This is a genomic window from Variovorax sp. OV084 (assembly GCF_900111625.1).
Lineage (GTDB): Bacteria > Pseudomonadota > Gammaproteobacteria > Burkholderiales > Burkholderiaceae_C > Variovorax.
Map to the genome: position 1 here is coordinate 150973 of NZ_FOII01000011.1, position 19683 is coordinate 170655.

Annotated in this window: 16 protein-coding genes; 13 read left to right on the forward strand and 3 right to left on the reverse strand. The window is 69.7% G+C overall.

Going from position 1 to position 19683, the window contains the following annotated elements:
* Positions 1 to 105: 105 nt before the first annotated feature.
* Genes BMW87_RS24045 through BMW87_RS24055 form a run of 3 tightly spaced genes read left to right on the forward strand, consistent with a single transcriptional unit; the run spans position 106 to position 5895 of the window.
* Positions 106 to 1296, forward strand: coding sequence for an efflux RND transporter periplasmic adaptor subunit (locus BMW87_RS24045; protein WP_093079107.1), 1191 nt, complete (start codon positions 106 to 108; stop codon positions 1294 to 1296).
* Positions 1297 to 1309: 13 nt separating this feature from the next.
* Positions 1310 to 4447, forward strand: coding sequence for an efflux RND transporter permease subunit (locus tag BMW87_RS24050; protein ID WP_093079054.1), 3138 nt, complete (start codon positions 1310 to 1312; stop codon positions 4445 to 4447).
* 5 nt (positions 4448 to 4452) lie between these two features.
* Positions 4453 to 5895, forward strand: a complete 1443-nt coding sequence (locus tag BMW87_RS24055) for an efflux transporter outer membrane subunit (protein ID WP_093079056.1) — start codon at positions 4453 to 4455, stop codon at positions 5893 to 5895.
* A 15-nt stretch (positions 5896 to 5910) separates the two neighbouring features.
* Here the strand turns inward: BMW87_RS24055 and BMW87_RS24060 are convergent, their stop codons facing one another.
* Positions 5911 to 6408, reverse strand: coding sequence for a hypothetical protein (locus BMW87_RS24060; protein WP_093079057.1), 498 nt, complete (start codon positions 6406 to 6408; stop codon positions 5911 to 5913).
* Between the two features lie 179 nt (positions 6409 to 6587).
* Between BMW87_RS24060 and BMW87_RS24065 the strand changes: the two genes are divergently transcribed.
* The 10 genes from BMW87_RS24065 (at position 6588) to BMW87_RS24110 (ending at position 17045) form a co-directional block, all read left to right on the forward strand.
* Positions 6588 to 8120: a class I adenylate-forming enzyme family protein gene (locus BMW87_RS24065; protein WP_093079059.1), complete on the forward strand. Its 1533-nt coding sequence runs from the start codon at positions 6588 to 6590 to the stop codon at positions 8118 to 8120.
* Positions 8121 to 8157: 37 nt separating this feature from the next.
* Positions 8158 to 9618, forward strand: coding sequence for a sensor histidine kinase (locus tag BMW87_RS24070; protein ID WP_093079108.1), 1461 nt, complete (start codon positions 8158 to 8160; stop codon positions 9616 to 9618).
* Complete coding sequence (locus BMW87_RS24075; protein WP_093079060.1) at positions 9603 to 10964, forward strand: sigma-54-dependent transcriptional regulator; 1362 nt, start codon at positions 9603 to 9605, stop codon at positions 10962 to 10964. Before BMW87_RS24070 ends, BMW87_RS24075 begins: the two co-directional genes overlap by 16 nt.
* A gap of 151 nt (positions 10965 to 11115) precedes the next feature.
* Entirely contained in the window at positions 11116 to 11913 is a 798-nt protein-coding gene (locus BMW87_RS24080) for a hypothetical protein (RefSeq protein WP_093079062.1), read from the forward strand.
* 19 nt (positions 11914 to 11932) lie between these two features.
* Positions 11933 to 13195 carry an MFS transporter gene (locus BMW87_RS24085; RefSeq protein WP_093079063.1) on the forward strand — a complete coding sequence of 421 codons (1263 nt, stop codon included), beginning with the start codon at positions 11933 to 11935 and terminating at the stop codon, positions 13193 to 13195.
* Positions 13192 to 14355 carry an SLC13 family permease gene (locus tag BMW87_RS24090; RefSeq protein ID WP_177192835.1) on the forward strand — a complete coding sequence of 388 codons (1164 nt, stop codon included), beginning with the start codon at positions 13192 to 13194 and terminating at the stop codon, positions 14353 to 14355. Before BMW87_RS24085 ends, BMW87_RS24090 begins: the two co-directional genes overlap by 4 nt.
* 43 nt (positions 14356 to 14398) lie before the next feature.
* On the forward strand, positions 14399 to 14950 hold the full coding sequence (locus BMW87_RS24095; RefSeq protein ID WP_093079065.1) for a hypothetical protein: 552 nt from the start codon (positions 14399 to 14401) through the stop codon (positions 14948 to 14950).
* A gap of 50 nt (positions 14951 to 15000) precedes the next feature.
* A complete protein-coding gene (locus BMW87_RS24100) occupies positions 15001 to 15708 on the forward strand; it encodes an AraC family transcriptional regulator (protein ID WP_093079066.1) in 708 nt (235 codons plus the stop codon).
* A gap of 84 nt (positions 15709 to 15792) precedes the next feature.
* Entirely contained in the window at positions 15793 to 16641 is an 849-nt protein-coding gene (locus BMW87_RS24105) for a DMT family transporter (protein ID WP_093079068.1), read from the forward strand.
* 86 nt (positions 16642 to 16727) lie between these two features.
* On the forward strand, positions 16728 to 17045 hold the full coding sequence (locus BMW87_RS24110; protein WP_093057754.1) for a hypothetical protein: 318 nt from the start codon (positions 16728 to 16730) through the stop codon (positions 17043 to 17045).
* A gap of 22 nt (positions 17046 to 17067) precedes the next feature.
* Here the strand turns inward: BMW87_RS24110 and BMW87_RS24115 are convergent, their stop codons facing one another.
* Together BMW87_RS24115 and BMW87_RS24120 are read right to left on the reverse strand one after the other, a co-directional pair.
* A complete protein-coding gene (locus BMW87_RS24115; protein WP_093057755.1) occupies positions 17068 to 18111 on the reverse strand; it encodes an NADP-dependent oxidoreductase in 1044 nt (347 codons plus the stop codon).
* A gap of 109 nt (positions 18112 to 18220) precedes the next feature.
* Positions 18221 to 19603, reverse strand: coding sequence for a HAMP domain-containing sensor histidine kinase (locus tag BMW87_RS24120; RefSeq protein WP_093057756.1), 1383 nt, complete (start codon positions 19601 to 19603; stop codon positions 18221 to 18223).
* Positions 19604 to 19683: the final 80 nt, after the last annotated feature.

A 19683-nucleotide genomic window follows, 5' to 3' on the forward strand; every position in this document is an offset into this window, starting at 1 on the left:
GCGGTGCATTCAGCGCCCATGGCCGTGCATGCCGCAGGGACCTCCACATTCGCTCCACATTCACTGAAGACCATGGATTCCAAACCCGATTGGAATCTTCTGAACATGTCTTCCCGCTTCATCCGCACCGGCCTCGCGTGCGCTCTGGCCTTCGGCCTGCTGGGCGCGATCGCGGGATGCTCCGGCTCTTCTTCCGCACCGCCCCAGCTCCCCGCCGCGCAAGTCGGCGTGGTGACCATACAGCCCGAGAACCAGCCGATCACCACCGAGCTGTCGGGCCGCACCCGCGCCCGCCTGAGCGCGGAGATCCGCCCGCAGGTCGGCGGCATCGTGCAGCAGCGCCTGTTCGAAGAAGGTGCGCTGGTCAAGGCCGGGCAGGTGCTCTACCAGCTCGACCCCGCCAGCTACAAGGCGTCCTACGCCAGCGCGCAGGCCAGCGTCGCCAAGGCCGAGGCCACGGTCAACTCCGCGAAGGTCACCGCGCGCCGCAATGCCGAGCTCGCGAAGATCGACGCCGTCAGCCAGCAGACCAACGACGACAGCCAGGCCACGCTGCAGCAGGCCGAGGCCGAACTCGGCGTGGCCCGCGCCTCGCTCGACACGGCGCGCATCAACCTCGGCTTCACACGTATCACCGCGCCGATCGCGGGGCGCATCGAAGCCTCGACGGTCACGCCGGGCGCGCTGGTCACGGCCAGTCAGACCACCGCGCTCACGACCGTGCAGCAGCTCGACCCGATCCACGTCGACGTAACGCAATCGACCACCGATCTGCTGCGGTTGCAGCGCGAACTGGCGGCCGGCACGCTCAAGAGCAGCAGCGACAAGAGCGAAGCCTCCGTGAAGCTGCTGCTGGAAGACGGCACGGTCTACGCCCACGCCGGACGCCTGCAGTTCGCGAGCGTCACCGTCAGCGAAGGCACGGGCGCGGTCACGCTGCGCATCCTGGTGCCGAACCCCGAGCGCACGCTGCTGCCCGGCATGTACGTACGCGCCGTACTCGAAGAGGGCGTGGCCGAACGGGCGCTGCTGGTGCCGCAGCAGGGCGTGACGCGCACGGCCAGCGGCGATGCCTCCGCGCTGGTGGTCACTGCCGACAACAAGGTCGAGAAGCGCGCGCTGAAGGTGTCGCGCGCTGTCGGCAACCGCTGGCAGGTGACCGACGGGCTGAAGGCGGGCGAGCGCGTGATCGTCGAGGGCTCGCTCAAAGTCAAAGTGGGCGACACAGTGAAACCCGTGACCGCCGACACCACCGCAACGGTGGCCAGCGCGGCAAGCGCCGGCACCAGCCGCTGAGGAAGCAACGCACATGGCACGCTTCTTCATCGACCGGCCCATCTTCGCGTGGGTCATCGCCATCGTCATCATGCTTGCCGGCGGGCTGTCCATTGCCACGCTTTCGCTGGAGCAGTATCCCAACATCGCACCCACCAAGGTCTCCATCAACGCGACCTACCCCGGTGCCTCGGCCAAGACCATCGAGGACTCGGTCACGCAGGTGATCGAGCAGAAGATGAAGGGCCTCGACCGGCTCGTCTCGATGTCGTCGAGCAGCACCTCGTCGGGCACCGCGCGCATCGAGCTCACCTTCGAGGCCGGCACCAACGCCGACGTGGCGCAGATGCAGGTGCAGAACAAGCTGCAGCAGGCCGAGTCGCAGTTGCCGCAATCGGTGCAGAGCCAGGGCGTGACGGTCACCAAATCGGGCACCGACTTCCTGATGATCGTCTCGCTGGTCTCGCAGGACGGCAGCGCCTCGGCCACCGACATCGGCGACTACATCTCCAGCAGCCTGCTCGACGTGCTCAGCCGCATCGACGGCGTGGGCGACGTGCAGACGCTGGGTTCGGGCTATGCCATGCGCATCTGGCTCGACCCCGCCAGGCTGCAGAAGTATTCGCTGATGCCCTCGGACGTGACCACCGCGCTCACCAGCCAGAACACCGAAGTCTCTGCCGGCCAGCTCGGCGCGCTGCCGGCGGCCGCGGGCCAGCGGCTCACCGCGACCATCACCGCGCGCAGCAAGCTGCGCACCGCCGACCAGTTCCGCGAGGTGATCGTCAAGTCGGACAGCAGCAGCGGCGCGATCGTGCGGCTGGGCGACGTCGCGCGCATCGAACTCGGCAGCGAGAGCTACACCGTCAGCTCGCGCTTCGACGGCAAGCCGTCGTCCGGCATGGGCGTGAAGCTGGCCACCGGCGCCAACGCGCTCACGGTGTCGAACGCGGTGAAGGCCAAGCTCGCGGAGCTGGCGCCCTTCTTCCCCAACCAGATGAAGGCCGTGGTCGGCTACGACACCACGCCCTTCGTGCGCATCTCCATCGAGGAAGTGGCCAAGACGCTGGGCGAGGCGATGGTGCTGGTCGTGCTGATCATGTACCTCTTTTTGCAGAACCTGCGCGCCACGCTGGTGCCCGCCATCGCGGTGCCGGTGGTGCTGCTGGGCACCTTCGGCGTGCTGGCGCTGCTGGGCTACTCGATCAACACGCTGACCATGTTCGGCATGGTGCTGGCCATCGGCCTCCTGGTGGACGACGCCATCGTGGTGGTGGAGAACGTCGAGCGGCTCATGACCGAGGAAGGGCTCTCGCCGAAGGAAGCCACGCGCAAGTCGATGCGCGAGATCACCGGCGCGCTGGTGGGCATTGCACTGGTGCTGTCGGCGGTGTTCATTCCCATGGCTTTCTTCGGCGGCTCGACGGGCGTGATCTATCGCCAGTTCTCGGTGACCATCGTCGCGGCCATGCTGCTGTCGGTGCTGGTGGCGCTTACGCTGTCGCCGGCACTGTGCGCCACGCTGCTCAAGCCCGTGGAGGCCGGCCAGCATCAGGAGAAGCGCGGCTTCTTCGGCTGGTTCAACCGCAACTTCGAGCGCAATGCAGACCGCTACCGCTCGGGCGTCGGCGGCCTGCTGCGGCGCGGCAAGCGCAGCCTGCTGGTATACGCGCTGCTGGTGGGCGTGCTGGCCGTGACCTTCATGCGCCTGCCCACCTCGTTCCTGCCCGACGAAGACCAGGGCACGCTGATGGCCCAGGTGAAGCTGCCCGCCAGCGCCACCGACGAGCAGCTGCAGCAGACCATGAAGAGCTTCGAGCAATACCTGTCCTCGCAGAAGGAAGTCAGCCACTACATCACGCTGACCGGCCTGAGCGGCGACCAGGCCACGGGCAATGCCTTCATCACGCTGAAGGACTGGAGCGAACGCGGCGGCGACGGGCAAGACGCCGCATCGCTGTCGCGCCGCTTCACGATGGAGATGGCCGCGCGCACCAGCAACGCCAACGTGTTCGTGATGCTGCCGCCGGCCGTGCGCGGCCTGGGCTCGAACGCGGGCTTCGACGTGCAGCTGCAGGACCTGGGCGGCATCGGCCACGATGCGCTGGCACAGGCGCGCGAGCAGTTCCTGGCCCTGGCCAAGAAAGACCCCGCGCTGAGCCAGGTGCGCAGCAACAACCTGGACGACACACCGCAGTTCGCCATCGACATCGACGACCGCAAGGCCGCGGCGCTGGGCCTGTCGACCTCGGACATCAACGACACGCTGTCCAGCGCCATGGGCGGCAGCTACGTGAACGACTTCATCAACAACGGCCGCGTGAAGAAGGTCTACGTACAAGCCGACGCGCCCTTCCGCATGCAGCCCGACAGCGTGAACAGCTGGTACGTGCGCAACGCCAGCAGCGAGATGGTGCCGTTCTCGGCCTTCGCCAGCAGCCGCTGGACGTACGGCTCGCCGCAGCTGTCGCGCTACAACGGCATGTCGTCGTTCGAGCTGATCGGCGACCCCGCCGCGGGCGTGAGCTCGGGTGCGGCGATGGACGCGGTGGAAAACATCATGAAGCAGCTGCCGCAGGGCATCGGCTACGAATGGACCGGCAGCTCGTATCAGGAACGCCTGTCGGGCTCACAGGCGCCGCTGCTCTACGCGGTGTCGATTTTGTTCGTGTTCCTGTGCCTGGCCGCGCTGTACGAGAGCTGGTCTGTGCCGTTCTCGGTGATGCTGGTGGTGCCGCTGGGCGTGCTGGGCGCGGTGCTGGCCACGAAGCTGGCGGGGCTGTCGAACGACGTGTACTTCCAGGTGGGGCTGCTGGCCACGGTAGGGCTGTCGGCGAAGAACGCGATCCTGATCGTGGAATTCGCCAAGCAGCTGCAGGACGAAGGCGTTGCGCTGGTCGAGGCCACGCTGCAGGCCGTGCGCCTGCGGCTGCGGCCCATCCTCATGACCTCGCTGGCCTTCATGTTCGGCGTGCTGCCGCTGGCACTCAGCACCGGCGCGGGCTCGGGCAGCCGCCGCGCCATCGGCGTGGGCGTGCTCGGCGGCATCGCGACCGCCACCGCGCTGGGCATCTTCTTCGTGCCGCTGTTCTTCGTCGTGATCCGGCGCTTCTTCGCGCAAAAGAAAAAACCCGCGGCGGCATCCACGCTGACCGCGCTGCCTGAGGCATGAATGCCATGACCCGAATTCATTTCAGACTCTCCGCTCTCATCACGGCCGCGCTGCTGGCCGGCTGCGTCAACCTCGCGCCCGTGTACTCGCGGCCCGAAGCGCCGGTGCCCGCCACCTGGCCGGCCTCCACGGGTGCGAAGGAGGCCAAGGACGCAACCGCCTCCGCCACCACCGGCTGGCAGAGCTTCATCACCGACGACCGGCTGCGCCGCACCGTCGCGCTCGCGCTGGCCAACAACCGCGACCTGCGCGTGGCGGTGCAGAACATCGAGAAGGCGCGCGCGCAATACGGCGTGCAGCGCGCCGAACTGTTCCCCAGCATCGCGGCCACGGCGGGTGCCACCCGCGCGCGCACCTCGGCGGCAACAAGCAGCAGCGGCGAATCGTCCATCGGCTCGACATACAGCGCGTCGCTGGGCTTCAGCAGCTACGAGCTCGACCTGTTCGGCCGTGTGCGCAACCTCAACGAGGCGGCGTTGCAAAGCTACCTGTCGACCGAGGCCACGACCCGCAGCACGCAGATCAGCCTGGTGGCGGAAGTCGCCTCGGCCTGGCTCACGCTGGCCGCGGACAACGAACGGCTGAAGCTCGCGCAGGACACGCTGGCCAGCCAGCAGCGCACGTATGCGCTGACCGGCCGCATGCATGAACTGGGCGCCAGCTCGGCGCTGTCGCTGGCCCAGGCGCAGACGACCGTTGATTCGGCGCGTGTGGACGTGGCCAGCTACACCGCGCAGGTAGCGCTCGATCGCAACGCGCTGGACCTGCTGGCCGGCGCCACCGTGCCCGACGAGCTATTGCCGGCCGCAGGCATGGCCACGGCCAGCGCACTGGTCGACGTGCCCGCGGGGCTGCCTTCGACACTGCTGCAGCAGCGGCCCGATGTGCTGGCCGCCGAGCACACGCTGCAAGGCTCGAACGCCGACATCGGTGCGGCGCGTGCGGCCTTCTTCCCGACGATCTCGCTGACCGCGAGCTCGGGCTCGTCGAGCACGGCGCTGTCAGGCCTGTTCAAGGGCGGCAACAGCACCTGGAGCTTCGCGCCGTCGGTCAGCCTGCCGATCTTCAACGCCGGCAGCAACCGCGCCAGCCTCGACTCGGCAAAGGCGCAGCGCGAGATCGACCTCGCCACCTACGAGAAGACGGTGCAGACCGCGTTCAGGGAAGTGGCCGATGCGCTGGCCACGCGCGGTTCGATCGGCGAGCAGATTGCGGCGCAGCAGTCGCTGGTCGATGCCACGCAGAAGAGCTACACGCTGTCGAACGCGCTCTACCGCAGCGGCAGCTACAGCTTTCTCGAAGTGCTGGACGCGCAGCGCTCGCTTTACACGGCGCAGCAGACGCTGATCGGCCTGCGGCTGTCGGAGCAGAGCAACCGCATCACGCTCTACAAGGCGATGGGCGGCGGGGACACGGTGCGGGCCGAAACCACGGCGTCGGCACGCTGATCGACCCGGAGTCTTTCAGCCGCGCGTGGCGTTCTCTTTCATCTTCGCCAGCGCGATGGCGATGGCCGCGCCGCCCAGTGTCTTGATCAGCCCCGAGTGCTGCGCGTAGAACTGGCTCACCTCGTCGATGACGCCCGCATGTTGCTGCTCGGCGTGCGTGGCGATCTCGGTCACCTGCGCGGGCGACAGCTGCGAGGCCTGGTCGGGCGTGACCTGCGTCTGCCCCGGCTGCAGCACGCGCCCGAGCACGCCGCCGGCCAGCGCCGAGGCGGCGGCCGGGCCCAGCGTGGCCAGGATCTGGTTGAGCACACCAGCCTGCTGCGTGGGCGACGACTGTCCGAACAGCTTGCCGACCGTGTCGCCGAAAGGCGGCGTCTGGTCCGAGCGCATGGCCGCGGCGAGCCCCGCGCCAAGTTCGCCGGGCGAGGCGTGCTGCGCGACCTGATCGATATGGGCCTCGGGGTTGTTGCTGTTGTTGCCGATGGCCTGCTGGAGGATGTCGAGTAATCCCATGGTGAGCTCCTTGGTGGTCGGGCATCGTGGCCCCGCCTTCCTGATCGGCAACTGACGGCGCTGTGTCCTGCACCGGCAGGCGTCGCCCAGGCGCTGGCCACGCGCGACAGGTCCGCTATCCTGCCGGCTGGCCAAGATGAAGGACTGACTCTCCCATGCACCCCGCTGTTCAAGCCTCTATGGAACGCAGTTTCGGCGCCATTGCCGATCTGGTTCGCCTCCACGCACAACACACCCCCGATCACGCCGCGCTGGCGGATGCCACGCGCACGCTGGACTACCGCGCGCTCGACGCGCTGATGGACCGCGTCGCGGCCAGCCTGCAGCGCGACGGGCTCAAGGCGGGCGACGCCATTGCGATCTGCGCCTCGTCGTCGGTGAACTACGCGGCCGTGTTCCTGGGTGCGCTGCGCGCGGGCGTCGCGGTGGCCCCGCTGGCGCCCGGCTCCACGCCCGCCAGCCTGGCCCGAATGATCGAGGACGCCGACGCGCGCATCCTGTTCAGTGACGCATCGGCAGCCGACGTGATCGGCCCCGCGAAGGAAGGCGGCATTCCGCGCGTGGCACTGGACGGCTCGCAGGTCGGCCGCGACATCGAAGGCTGGCTGGCGCCGGCCGGTTCGCAGCCCGAGGCCGTCGAGGTGCAGCCCGCGTGGGCCTTCAACATCATCTATTCGTCGGGCACCACCGGCGAGCCCAAGGGCATCGTGCAGGGCCACGGCATGCGCTGGTCCCACGTGCAGCGCGGCGCCAGGTACGAATACAGCACCGACACCGTCACGCTGCTGTCGACGCCGCTCTACTCCAACACCACGCTGGTGGTGTTCTTCCCCACGCTGGCTTTCGGCGGCTGCGTGGTGCTGATGCCCAAGTTCGACGCGCTCGGCTATCTGCAGCTGGCCGAGAAGCGCCGCGTGACGCACACCATGCTCGTGCCGGTGCAGTACCAGCGGCTGATGGCGCACCCGCGCTTCGACGAGCACGACCTGTCTTCCTACAAGTTCAAGTTCAGCACCAGCGCGCCCTTCAACGCCGCGCTCAAGGCCGACGTGCTCAAGCGCTGGCCCGGCGGGCTGATCGAGTTCTACGGGATGACCGAGGGCGGCGGCACCTGCATCCTGGAAGCGCACCTGCACCCGACCAAGCTGCACACGGTGGGCCAGCCCGCCGAGGGCAGCGACATCCGCCTGATCGACGAGGAAGGCAACGAGCTGCCGCGCAACAACACCGAGGTGGCCGGCGAGGTGGTGGGCCACTCGGGCGGCATGATGACCGGCTACCACCGCCAGCCCGAGAAGACGCGCGAGGCCGAGTGGTTCGACGCCACCGGCAAGCGCTTCATCCGCACCGGCGACGTGGGCCGCTTCGACGCCGACGGCTTCCTCACGCTGTTCGACCGCAAGAAGGACATGATCATCAGCGGCGGCTTCAACATCTACCCGAGCGACCTCGAGGCCGTGCTGCGCGGCCATGCGGCGGTGGCCGATGTGGCCGTGGTCGGCGTACCGTCGGAGCAATGGGGCGAGACGCCGGTGGCCTTCGTGGTGCGCCGCGAGGGCGACGCCACGAGCGAAGACGCGCTGCTGCAATGGACCAACGCCCAGCTCGGCAAGACACAGCGCCTGGCGCGGCTGAGCTTCATCGACGAGCTGCCGCGCAGTGCGATCGGCAAGGTGCTCAAGCGCGAACTGCGTGAACGTGACCACGGCTGATGCGCAGCAGCCCGAAGGCGGAGCAGGATCGCGCCAGATGAAATCCCTGCGCGCTCAGTTGCTGTTCTTCTGGGTGCTGTTGTTCGGCATGTGCGCCGCGCTGGCCGTGGTGATGCTGACGCTGTACCGCAGCAGTGCGGGGGCGCAGGTGGCGGCGGGGCGCACGGCCACCGAGCAGTCGTGCCGGGCCATCGCCGCGCGCTATGCCAGGTCGGCCACCGCGCCCGCCCCCGCACAACCCCAGGTCGACCTGCTGCAAGTGCTGCTGCAGCTGGTGCTGGTCGAGGCGCCGCACGTCGAAGGCGGCGTGTGGCAGGCCAGCGGCGGCCAACTGGCCTACGCCTACCCCACCTACGAAGGCAGCGGCGTGAAGCGCGACGTGCCTGCCGCCGAGCAGCCGCTGATCGCCGAAATGGCGCAGCTTGCGGCCCGCACGCAACAGCCGCAGACCGACGTGGTGCGCGGCAGCCGCGAGGCGCTGATCGTCGCGGCCTGTCCGCTGGCGGCGCCGGGCAACGACCTGGCGGCCTGGACCATGACCCGCACCAACGGCGGTGCGCTGGCTGCGCAGGACAGCCTGCGCACCGGGCTGGGCGTGTTGCTGCTGCTGGTACTGGCTTCGGGCCTGTGGCTGGGCTTCATCCTGCTGCGCGGACTGCGCCACGTGCAACGCCTGGAAAACCGGCTGGCGCAGGCCGATGCCGACGGCGGTGCCATGCCGGAGCTGCCTCGCACCGGCGTGCGCGAGCTCGACCGCATCGTCGACGGCTTCAACCACTACCGCCAGCGCTTCGAGGAGGCCCGCGCCCACCTGCGCGCGGCCGCCCAGCAGCGCAGCCGCGACCAGCGCCTGGCCGCGCTGGGCCGCATGACGGGCGGCATCGCGCACGAGATCCGCAACCCCATCGCCACCATGCGGCTGAAGGCCGAGAACGCGCTGGCCGCCACGCCCGAGAAGCAGGGCGAGGCACTGCGCGTGATCGTCGGGCAGATCGACCGGCTCGACGGGCTGGTGCAGAGCCTTCTTGCGCTCGTGCAGCCGGTGACGCTGGCTCCGGTAAAAGTGGAGCTGCACCGCTGGCTCGACGAGCGTGTTGCCGCCGTGGCGCCGAAGGCCGATGCCGCCGGCGTGCAGGTCACGCTGCAGCACGACACGCCCGCCAGCGCCGTGTTCGACCCGGTGCACCTGGCGCGCGCGATCGACAACCTGCTCGACAACGCGGTGCGCCATGCGCCGCGCGGCGGCCACGTCGTGCTCTCGGCCCTGCAGCCCGATGCGCGCACGCTGGCCATCCGCGTGGACGACGACGGCCCCGGCGTGCCCGAATCGCTGCAGGCCAGCCTGTTCGAGCCCTTCGCCACCGGCCGCGCCGACGGCACCGGGCTGGGCCTGGCGCTGGCGCGCGAAGTGGCGCTGGCGCACGGCGGTGACTTGCATCACATGCCGCTGACACCGGGCACCCGCTTCGAACTGGAACTTCCATGGCGCACCTCCTGATCGTCGACGACGACGACGCCTTCCGCGACACGCTGGCCGAAACGCTTCAGGGCCTGGGCCACGAGACGGTCGCCGTCGCCAGCGGCAACGAGGCCATCGAGACGCTGTCGCGCGAGCGCTTCGACGCCGTGTTCCTCGACCACCGCATGCCCGGAATGGATGGCCTGCAGACGCTTGCGGCCCTGCAGGCGCGCATGGCGCGGCTGCCGCCGGTGATCGTGCTCACCGCGTTCTCGAGCGCGGGCAACACCATCGAGGCGATGCGGCTGGGTGCCTTCGACCACCTGGCCAAGCCGATCAGCCGCGAGGCGGTGCGCGAGGTGCTGGAACGCGCGTTGCAGCGGCACACGGCAGCCTCGCCATCGGCCAGCAACACCGGGGACGACGACACCGACCTGATCGGCCCGAGCCAGGCGATGCGCGAGGTGCACAAGCGCATCGGCCTGGCCGCCGCCAACGCGATGCCGGTGCTGGTGCTCGGCGAGACAGGCACCGGCAAGGAAATGGTGGCGCGCGCCCTGCACCGCTACTCGGCCCGCGCCGAACGCCCTTTCGTGGCCGTCAACTGCTCGGCCATCCCGAAGGAACTGCTCGAAAGCGAACTCTTCGGCCACGTGCGCGGCGCCTTCACCGGTGCCACCGGCGAGCGGCCCGGGTGCTTTCGCGCGGCCGACGGCGGCGTGCTGCTGCTCGACGAGATCGGCGACATGGCGCTGGACGTGCAGGCCAAGATACTGCGCGCGCTGCAGGAGGGCGAGGTCACGCCGCTGGGCAGCCACAAGACGGTGAAGGTCGACGTGCGCGTGGTCGCTGCCACGCACCGCGACCTGGCCGCCGCCGTGCGCGAAGGACGCTTCCGGGAAGACCTGCTGTACCGGCTCGACGTGCTGTCGATCCGCATGCCGCCGCTGCGCGAGCGGCTGGCGGACATCATTCCGCTGGCGGAGCACTTCCTGCGCCGCGCCGCCTTGCAGGGTGCGCCCGATGCCGTGCCCAAGGCGCTGTCGGCCGAGGCGGCGCAGCGGCTGCTGAGCCACCCGTGGCCGGGCAACGTGCGGGAGCTGCGCAACGTGATGGAGCGCTGCCATGCGCTGGTGCGGCACCGCGTGATCGGCGGCGCGGACCTGGACCTCGCGCTCGGTGCCGCAGCTCCCGGCGAAGCCCCCGCCACGCTGCCCGCCGACTGGCTCGAGGGCGAACTGCCAGCCGCCGTCGAGAAGCTCGAGCGCCTGCTGATCGCCCACGCGCTCGCGCAGACGCAGGGCAACCGCGCCGAAACGGCACGCCGGCTGGGCATTCACCGGCAACTGCTGTATCGCAAGCTGGCGCAGTACGGGCTCGAATGAGCCGCAGGTGTCCGCAAACCGGACACCCGGTGTCTCCGGATCATGCGGACGCCGGCTGCCGGACACGCGCAAGTCGTTGATTTAAAAGGATTCATGCGCTGGCACGTTGTGTGAGATGTCCTTGGGCATCCATCCACACAAGGAGCTGACCATGACACCCCGCATCACCTTCATCGCCGCCGCCTGCCTGCTGGCCGGCAGCGCCGCCTTCGCCCAGATGCCGCCCCCACCACCGGGCGGACCGATCCCCCCGCAGCGGCCCGGCGCCACCGCGCCACTGCCACACGCCGTGCCGACAGCGGGCACGGTCGCCAGCGGCCGCGTGCAGCAATGGCTGCTCAACCCGAACGGCGAGGCCGACGGGCTGCTGCTGGCCGACGGCACGCAGGTCGCATTTCCGCCGCACCTCTCGGCCGCCGTAATGCAGGTACTCAGGCCCGGCGATACGGTGCAGGTCAGCGGCTGGCGCGCACCCGGCGTGCCGGTGGTGCGCATGCAGTCGCTCGCCGCCAACGGCCGCAGCGTGACCGACGAGCCGCCGGTGCCCGGCATAGCCCCGCCGCCGCGCGAACCGGGCGCGCTCGTTGCCCTGTCGGCGGGCGGGCGCATCGATCGCCTGCTGTACACCGACCGTGGCGACGTGCACGGCGTGCTGCTTGCGGACAAGACCACCGTGCGCTTTCCGCCGCACATCGGCGCGATGTACGGCGCGCAACTGCAGCCCGGCGCCCAGTTCCATGCGCGCGGCTGGGGCACGCGCGGCGCACAGGGCACGGCGTTGGAGGCCACCAGCATGGGTCCGACCGCGGACACGGTGCGCGAGGTGTTCGGCGGCCCGGGGCTGGTGCCTGCGCACCGAGGCCCCGGCGGTCCCCGTGGTCCGAGGGGCGCCGGCCCCTCGCCATACGCGCCGCTGATGGCGCCACCGGCCCCGATGCCGGCGTCCTGATCTTCCAGTCCAGCCTGCCATGACCTCCTCCGCCGCACCTTCGCGCCGCAGCCTGCGCGCACTCGACGCACTGGCCTTCTTCGCGCCCGACATCCAGGGCGGCGTCGGCCCGTTCCTGATCGTCTTCATGGCCGGCACGCTGGCCTGGGACCCGCAGCGCATCGGCACCGTGATGTTCGTCTCGGCGCTGGTCGGGCTGCTGGTGCAGGCGCCGGCCGGCGCGCTGATCGACAGCGCACGGCATAAGCCGCGCTGGATCGCGGGCGCCATTTCGCTCATCGCGGTGTGCCTGGTGGTCATGGCGAACTGGCCGGGCTACGGCGTGATCCTGGCGGGCCAGTCGCTCATCGGCGCTGCGGGCACGCTGGTGGCGCCGGCCATCGCGGCCGTCAGCCTGGGCATGGTGGGCCGCGCCGGGCTGGACGCCCGCGTCGGCCGCAACGCCGCGATCACAGCGGCCGGCACGGTGCTGTGGGCGCTGGGCACGGGCTGGGTGGGCCACGCGTTCGGGCCGCATGCCATGTTCTTCTACGCGGTGGCGATGGCGCTGCCGACCATCGCGGCGGCCATGCTGATCCGCAAGCGCGACGTCGATCCACGGCTGGCGCGCGGCGCCGATGCCGATCACGAGGAGGCCGACGCACCGCGTTCCACCGCACGCTGGTACGACCGCCGCTTCATCGTGCTGCTGGTCTGCGCCTTCCTGTTCCACCTGGCCAACGCCGCCATGCTCACGCTGGTGGCGCAGAAGGTCGGCACGCAGGCCGGCACCTCGGCCACGCTGTGGCTGTCGGGAGGCGTGATCGTCACGCAGCTGGTCACCATTCCGATTGCCCTGGCGGTCGGACGCTGGGCGCCGCGGCTGGCGCGCAAACCCATCTTCCTGGCCGGCTTCGCGGTGCTGCCGGTGCGCGGGCTGCTGTACCTGCTGGCCGACAGCCCGGCCGCGCTGCTGTCGCTGCAGGTGCTGGACGGCATCGGCGCGGGCATCTTCGGCGTGATGCTGACCCTGATGATCGGCGACATCACGCGCGGCAGCGGGCACTTCAACTTCGCGCTGGGCATCGGCGCGGCCTGCGTGGGGCTTGGCGCGGCGCTCAGCAACCTGGTGGCGGGCACGGTCGCGCACCTGGCCGGCTATGGCACGGCCTTCGTGATGCTGGCGGGCATCGCGGCCGCTGCGCTGACGCTGTTTGCGCTCGCAATGCCGGAAACTCGCGACCGGCGCCGTTCGATGGCGAACGCGCCGGCCGCCTCCGCACTGACCACCGCCGCTCCATGACCAAAGACACCGTGCCGACCCTGGCATCTTCCTCCTCGTCCGCCGCTTCCGGGGCCGACGCTCCCGCAACCCACGAAGGCGGCGGAAACGGCCTGCTCTGGGTGCTGGTGGCGGTGGCGGTGCTGTTCGCCTTCGTGCGCCCGCGCGCGCCGATGGACTGGCTCAAGCTGATCGACTGGCAGACTGTGGGGGCCCTGGCCGGGCTGCTCGCCATCACGCAGGGCGTGGAAAAGAGCGGCATGCTGCAGTCGGCCGCCCAGCGGCTGCTGGCGCGCACCACCAATCTGCGCCAACTGGCGCTGCTGCTCACCGCCACGGCCGCCGTGCTGTCGGCACTGGTCACCAACGACGTGAGCCTGTTCCTGCTGGTACCTCTCACGCGCGTGCTGGCCACGCAGGCGCACCTGCCGCTGGCGCGGCTGGTGGTGCTCCAGGCCCTGGCGGTGAACGCGGGCTCCGCGCTCACGCCCATCGGCAATCCGCAGAACCTGTACCTGTGGCACCGCACCGGGGAGAGCTTCGGCGGCTTCATGCTCATGATGGCGCCCACCGTGCTCGTCATGCTGTTCTGGCTGTTCGTGGCCGTGTGGCTGCTGGTGCCGCGCACGGCCATCGCGCTCAAGCCGGCGGCCGAGGCCTCACCGGTGCAGCCGAGGCTGCTGGCGCTGTCGGGCGTGCTGTTCGTGGGCTTCGTCGTCGCGCTCGACCGGCACTGGCTGCTGGCTGGCCTGGCGGTGGTGTTCGTCGCCTACATGCTGTTCCAGCGCCGCGTGCTGCTGGGCGTCGACTGGGCGCTGCTGGCGATCATCGCGCTGATGTTCGTCGACCTGCGACAGCTGGCCGAACTGCCGGCCGTGGCTTCGCTGATGGGCCAGTGGCCGATTGCCGAGGGCTGGCGTGCGTACCTGGCGGCCATCGTCACTTCGCAGTTCATCAGCAACGTGCCGGCCACCATCCTGCTGGACCGTTACGTGCACGACCTGCCCGCGCTGGCGGCGGGCGTGAGCGTGGGCGGCTTCGGCTGCGTGCTGGGCTCGCTGGCCAATCTCATCGCGCTGCGGCTGGCCAAGGTGCCGCACGGGTTGCGCGAGTTCCATCGCATCAGCATTCCCTTCCTGATCGTGTGCGCGGCATCGGTGGTGCTGCTGCGGCTCGGTTGATCGCGTTTTCCGTTTCACAACCACACTCGAAAAAGGACATTCCATGCCACATCCTCACGACACCCTCGACGTCTGGTCGGTCGAAGGCCGCTTCCAGCACCTGGTCTACAGCCCCAAGGGCCACATCGAAGGCGTGCTGATCGACACCGACGGCGTGCCCACGCAGTTCGTGTTCGATCGCCACGACGAATGCGCCGCGCCCGCGTTTGCCGGCCTGCAGGCCGGCCAGGCGCTGGTGATCGAGGGCATCGAACAAGACCCCTCGCCCAAAGGCGAAACCGAACACACGGTCTACCGCTTCGAGCGGCTGGCCTCGGTCGACGGCAAGGCGCCGCGGCAGGTGGCCGCCAGTGAACGCATCGACGGCACGGTAGTCCGCTTCAACTACGCGCGCCACGGACAGGCCAACGGCGTGGTGCTGGACACCGGCGACTTCGTCCACACAAAGCCCGACGGCCTCGCGCGGCTGGCGCTGAAGGTCGGCGACAAGGTGCGGGCCGAGGGCCGCTCACAGCCGCTGGCAACGGGCCAGGGGCGCGTGGTCGAAGCGGTGCGGGTCAACGGGCAGGCGCTGCAGGACGTCGACGGAAGCTGATGCTGCCTGTGGCATTGCCGGGGCGCTGCGCGGACAATCCATGACAGCCCATGCCTGTCCTCGGTTCCTCCCCGTCGCCCCACCATGAACTCGCCCTGCGCGACTACGGCCACTCGCATGGCAGCCATGTGCACGACCACTTTCAGGTGCTGATCGGCCTCGACGGCGTGCTGGAGATCGAAGTGGAAGGCCGGGGCGCCGGCATCGGCGCGGGCGAGGCGCAGGTGGTCGCCCCGGGCGACCGGCACGACTTCAGCGCGCGCAAGCACGGCAGCCTGTGCCTGGTGCTCGACACCACGCAACCGGCATGGGCCCGCTGCGCCGAGCGCGCATCGCCCGATTCGCCGCAGCTGCACGCGCTGGCGCGCTACCTGGCGCAATGCATGAGGCAGCCGCAGGCCTCGGCCCTGGCCTTGCAGCACGGCCCCGCGCTGTTGCTGGAGGCCTGGAGCCCCGCGCCGGCATCTGCCGATTCGCGCCGGCGTCGTATCGACTGGCCCCTGCTCGCCGACTGGGCCCGGGCCCGCTGGCACGAGCCGTTGAGCGTCGCCGACCTGGCCGATGTCGCCTGCCTGAGCCCGAGCCAGTTCGCGCAGCGCTGCCGCGACGAGCAGGGCGTGAGCGCGATGCACTGGCTGCGCTCGCTGCGGCTGGCGCATGCGCGTGAGCTGCGGCTGGGCGGCATGAGCGTGGCTGAGGCAGCACGCCGCACGGGCTACCGGTCGCCCTCCGCACTCACAGCCGCACTGCGCCGCTGACTGCGCCCTCCCCGGCGCAAGACCGTCGTTGCGCGACGACGGACCGTCATTGCGCGACGACCGCGTCGCTTAGCCTTGCCGCCCATGTCGTCCACCGTCTACGCCCTGCTGGCCATCGCGCTCTGGGCCACGCTCGCCTCGCTCGGCACTGCGCTATCGCACCTGCCGCCATTTCTCCTGACCGGCTTTGCGCTGATCATCGGCAGCGTGCCGAGCTGGCCACTGGTGCTGCGCGACCGCTCGGCCTGGCGGGTGCCGCCGCGCACGCTGGCGCTGGGCATCTACGGGCTGTTCGGCTTTCACTTCCTGCTGTTCATCGCGCTGCGGCATGCGCCGCCGGTCGAAGCCAACCTCGTCAACTACCTGTGGCCGCTGCTGATGGTGGTGCTGGCGCCGGTGCTGCTGCCGGGCATGTCGCTGCGGCCGCTGCACGTGGTGGCTGCCCTGCTGGGGTTCGCGGGCGCAGCGATCGCGATCCTCGGCGCGCGCAGCGGCGGCGCGGCGGCAACGGGGGCGCAGGAGTACTGGGGCTTCGTGCCGGCGCTGGGCTCGGCCTTCGTCTGGGCGAGCTATTCGCTCTGGACGAAGCGCGTGGCGGCCTTCCCGACCTCGGCGATCGGCCTGTTCGGGCTGGTCTCGGGTGTGCTCTCGCTGGCCTGCCACGCCGTGCTCGAGCCCTCGGTGGCGCTGTCGGGCCGGGACTGGCTGCTGCTCGTGCTCTGCGGCCTCGGCCCGCTGGGCGCGGCCTTCTTCGTATGGGACATCGCACTCAAGCGCGGCGACGCGCGGCAGATCGGCATCCTGAGCTACCTCACGCCGCTGGGCTCGACCGCGCTGCTGCTGCTCGTCACCGGCCGGCCGCTCACCTGGACCATCGCCGTGGCGGCCTGGCTCATCGTCTCGGCGGCGGTCATGGGCACGCGCGCGCGCTGACTTGCGCAGAATCAGGCTGTATCCGACGGCTCGGCGTCTTCTTTTCTGGCTAGAGTGGAGGCTCAGGAATAAAGGAGCCAACCCACATGGACGACAAGAACAGGGATTTCGAGATCACGCCCAAGCTGGTGTTCGACCTGAACCTGGCGCTGTACCTCGACCTGGTGGCCGCGCTGGAGGGCGCGGGCGCCGTCACCTACCGCCAGATGGCGGCCCGGGTGCTCAACATCAGCATGGACGCGCGCGGCGACGGCGACACCGGCCTGTCGACAGTGCTCGAAGGCATCGCCAGGGGTTTTGCAGGCCATGGCGACGGCATGTCGATCGAACTGCTGAAGGCCGCGCGGGGCCTTCGCGAAGACGAGGCGATGGGCGACATTCCCATGCGGCCCGACGAAAGCTGAAAAAGCGCTTTTTGCTTCTTTTTCAGGCTTGCGCCACCTGCAGCACCAGCTTGCCGAAGTTTTCTCCGGCAAAGAGCTTGTTGAGCGACTCGGGGAAGGTGTCCAGGCCCTTCACGATGTCTTCCTTGCTCTTCATGCGCCCGTCTTTCAGGTAGCCGGCCATCTCGGCGATGGCGATGTGATAGCGGTCGGCGTAGTCGAACACCACGATGCCTTCCATGCGCGCGCGGTTCACCAGCAGGCTCAGGTAGTTCTTGGGGCCGGCCGCGGGCATGCTGTTGGCGTTGTTGTACTGGCTGATGGCGCCGCAGATGATGATGCGGGCCTTGCGCGCGAGCCGCGCCAGCACCATGTCGAGGATCTCGCCGCCGACGTTGTCGAAGTAGATGTCCACGCCCTTCGGGCAGTGGGTCTTGAGGCCTTCGCGCACCGCGCCTGCGCCGGCCTTGTAGTCGATGCAGGCGTCGAAGCCCAGCTCCTTCACCACCCAGTCGCACTTGGCGGCGCCGCCGGCGATGCCGACCACGCGGCAGCCCTTGATCTTGGCCAGCTGGCCCACGGTCTGGCCCACGGCGCCGGCCGCGCCGGAAACCACCACCGTCTCGCCGGCCTTGGGCATGCCCACGTCCATCAGGCCGAAGTAGCCGGTCATGCCGGGCATGCCCAGCACGTTGAGCCACTGGGTGATGGTGCCCACGCGCAGGTCGATCTTGACCAGGCCGTTGCGCTTGACCTGGTCTTCGGGGATGAGGATGTATTCCTGCACGCCCAGCGTGCCGTAGACGGTGTCGCCCACCGCGAACTGCGGGTTCTTGGAGGCAATGACGCGGCCGACGCCGCCGGCGCGCATCACTTCGTCGATGCCCACGGGCGGGATGTAGCTCTTGGCGTCGTTGAGCCAGCCGCGCATGGCGGGGTCGAGCGACAGCGACAGCGTCTTGACCAGCACGCCGCCCTCGGCCGGCTCGCCGACGGGCTCGGTGGTGAATTTCCAGTTCTCGCGGGTGGCCGTGCCCTCGGGGCGTTTGGCGAGGCGAACCTGGTGGTTGGTGAGTGAGCTGCTCATGGTGTCTCCTTGACCTTGAATGCCGGACGCTGGCACGGAGGCGCATCGTAGCCGTGGCCTGCGGGCGGGCTGGTAGCGCAGGTGACAGCGCCCGCCGAGCCGCCTTGCCTCAGGCCAGCCTGACGATGATCTGCAGCCCCGGCCCGGCGTTGCGCACCGTCAGCTCGCCGCCGTGCGCCTCGGCGATCAGCCGGCACAGGTACATGCCGAGGCCGACGCCGCCGGTGGCGCGCGCCCGCGCGCCGTCGGTGCGGTAGAAGGGCTCGGTCAGCCGTTCGAGTTGCTCGTCGTCCACGCCAGGGCCGTGGTCGCGCACCTCGATCTCGATGCCCTGCTTCCTGCCGTCGAGCACCGCGCGCAGCGACACGCACGGCGGCCGCGGCGCGTCGGCGCTGTAGCGCAGGGCGTTGTCCAGCAGGTTGCGCACCAGCAGGCGGATGCGCATGCGGTCGACGGCATGCGGCGGCAGGCCTTCGGCCAGGTCGAGGTGCACGTTCTGCGCACCGGGCATCTCGGCCACGATCTCGCGGATCAGTGCCGCCAGGTCGACCGGTTCGCGCTGCAGCGCCACGTGCGGGCTCGCGAGGCGTTCGCTTTCGAGCAGGTCGCTGATGAGGTCGCGCATCTCGTTGAGGTCGCGCAGCAGCGCCTCGCGCTCGGCCTGGCCTTCGGGCGTGATCGGCAGCAGCTCGGCATTGAGCCGGGCGCGCGTGAGCGGCGAGCGCAGTTCGTGGCTCAGGGCGAGCAGCAGACCGCGCTTGGCGTCGAGCATGGCCTGGATGTCGTCGGCCATGGTGTTGATGCGTTCGGCAAGGTCGCCGAGGTCATCGTTGCGGCGCACCGGAATGGGCTGCGTGAACTCGCCACGGCCGAAGCGCTGCGCGCCTTCGCGAATGTCGATCAACGGCCGCAGCAACCGGCTCACGTAGGCATAGCCCAGCAGCACGCACGACAGCAGCACGCCGAGCGTGGCCCAGCCGGTGGCACGCGGCGCCAGTTGCCAGAGCTTGGGCGCCCAGCCGAAGATCACGCGGTGGCCGTCTGCAGTGGGGCGGATGAACCACTTGTCGCCGCCGAACACGTCTTCGCGGTCGTGCATCCAGCCGCCGGGGCTGTTCGCGCCGCCAGGGTTGGAATCCCAGTTGACCTTGGGGCCGACGATGCGGATGGTGATGGGCAGCCGGGCCACCAGCGCCTGTGCGCGCGCCACGTCGGGCGGCGTGCCGATCTCCGAGACCAGGCGGTCGGCGTAGTCGGTCAGCATCGGCTTGGCGGCTTCGGCCCAGCCGGTGGAAAAGGCCTTCTTCATGCCGCCCATGAACACCGCCGCCATCACCATGGCCAGCACCACGAACATCAGCACCAGCCGCACACGCAGCGAGCGGCGCCAGCGGCGCTTGCCCTGCACCTTCTCGTTCCAGCGCGCATGCCACTTCGCGTGCCAGTCCTCGCGCGATTGCTCGTCGCGGCACTCCTCGCCGCGCCACCTCATCCTGCGGGATTCCCGACGGCCGAGACTCATTGAAATACCTTCGCGCTTCGCGCTGCGGTGCGAGCTTGCTTGGGGCGGCC

Coding starts and splice junctions, on each gene's coding strand:
- BMW87_RS24055 (WP_093079056.1), top strand. CDS start 4,453: ATGACCCGAATTCATTTCAGACTCTCCGCTCTCATCACGGCCGCGCTG.
- BMW87_RS24105 (WP_093079068.1), top strand. CDS start 15,793: ATGTCGTCCACCGTCTACGCCCTGCTGGCCATCGCGCTCTGGGCCACG.
- BMW87_RS24120 (WP_093057756.1), bottom strand. CDS start 19,603: ATGAGGTGGCGCGGCGAGGAGTGCCGCGACGAGCAATCGCGCGAGGAC.
- BMW87_RS24085 (WP_093079063.1), top strand. CDS start 11,933: ATGACCTCCTCCGCCGCACCTTCGCGCCGCAGCCTGCGCGCACTCGAC.
- BMW87_RS24095 (WP_093079065.1), top strand. CDS start 14,399: ATGCCACATCCTCACGACACCCTCGACGTCTGGTCGGTCGAAGGCCGC.
- BMW87_RS24080 (WP_093079062.1), top strand. CDS start 11,116: ATGACACCCCGCATCACCTTCATCGCCGCCGCCTGCCTGCTGGCCGGC.
- BMW87_RS24110 (WP_093057754.1), top strand. CDS start 16,728: ATGGACGACAAGAACAGGGATTTCGAGATCACGCCCAAGCTGGTGTTC.
- BMW87_RS24065 (WP_093079059.1), top strand. CDS start 6,588: ATGGAACGCAGTTTCGGCGCCATTGCCGATCTGGTTCGCCTCCACGCA.
- BMW87_RS24050 (WP_093079054.1), top strand. CDS start 1,310: ATGGCACGCTTCTTCATCGACCGGCCCATCTTCGCGTGGGTCATCGCC.
- BMW87_RS24115 (WP_093057755.1), bottom strand. CDS start 18,111: ATGAGCAGCTCACTCACCAACCACCAGGTTCGCCTCGCCAAACGCCCC.
- BMW87_RS24090 (WP_177192835.1), top strand. CDS start 13,192: ATGACCAAAGACACCGTGCCGACCCTGGCATCTTCCTCCTCGTCCGCC.
- BMW87_RS24100 (WP_093079066.1), top strand. CDS start 15,001: ATGCCTGTCCTCGGTTCCTCCCCGTCGCCCCACCATGAACTCGCCCTG.
- BMW87_RS24060 (WP_093079057.1), bottom strand. CDS start 6,408: ATGGGATTACTCGACATCCTCCAGCAGGCCATCGGCAACAACAGCAAC.
- BMW87_RS24070 (WP_093079108.1), top strand. CDS start 8,158: ATGAAATCCCTGCGCGCTCAGTTGCTGTTCTTCTGGGTGCTGTTGTTC.
- BMW87_RS24075 (WP_093079060.1), top strand. CDS start 9,603: ATGGCGCACCTCCTGATCGTCGACGACGACGACGCCTTCCGCGACACG.
- BMW87_RS24045 (WP_093079107.1), top strand. CDS start 106: ATGTCTTCCCGCTTCATCCGCACCGGCCTCGCGTGCGCTCTGGCCTTC.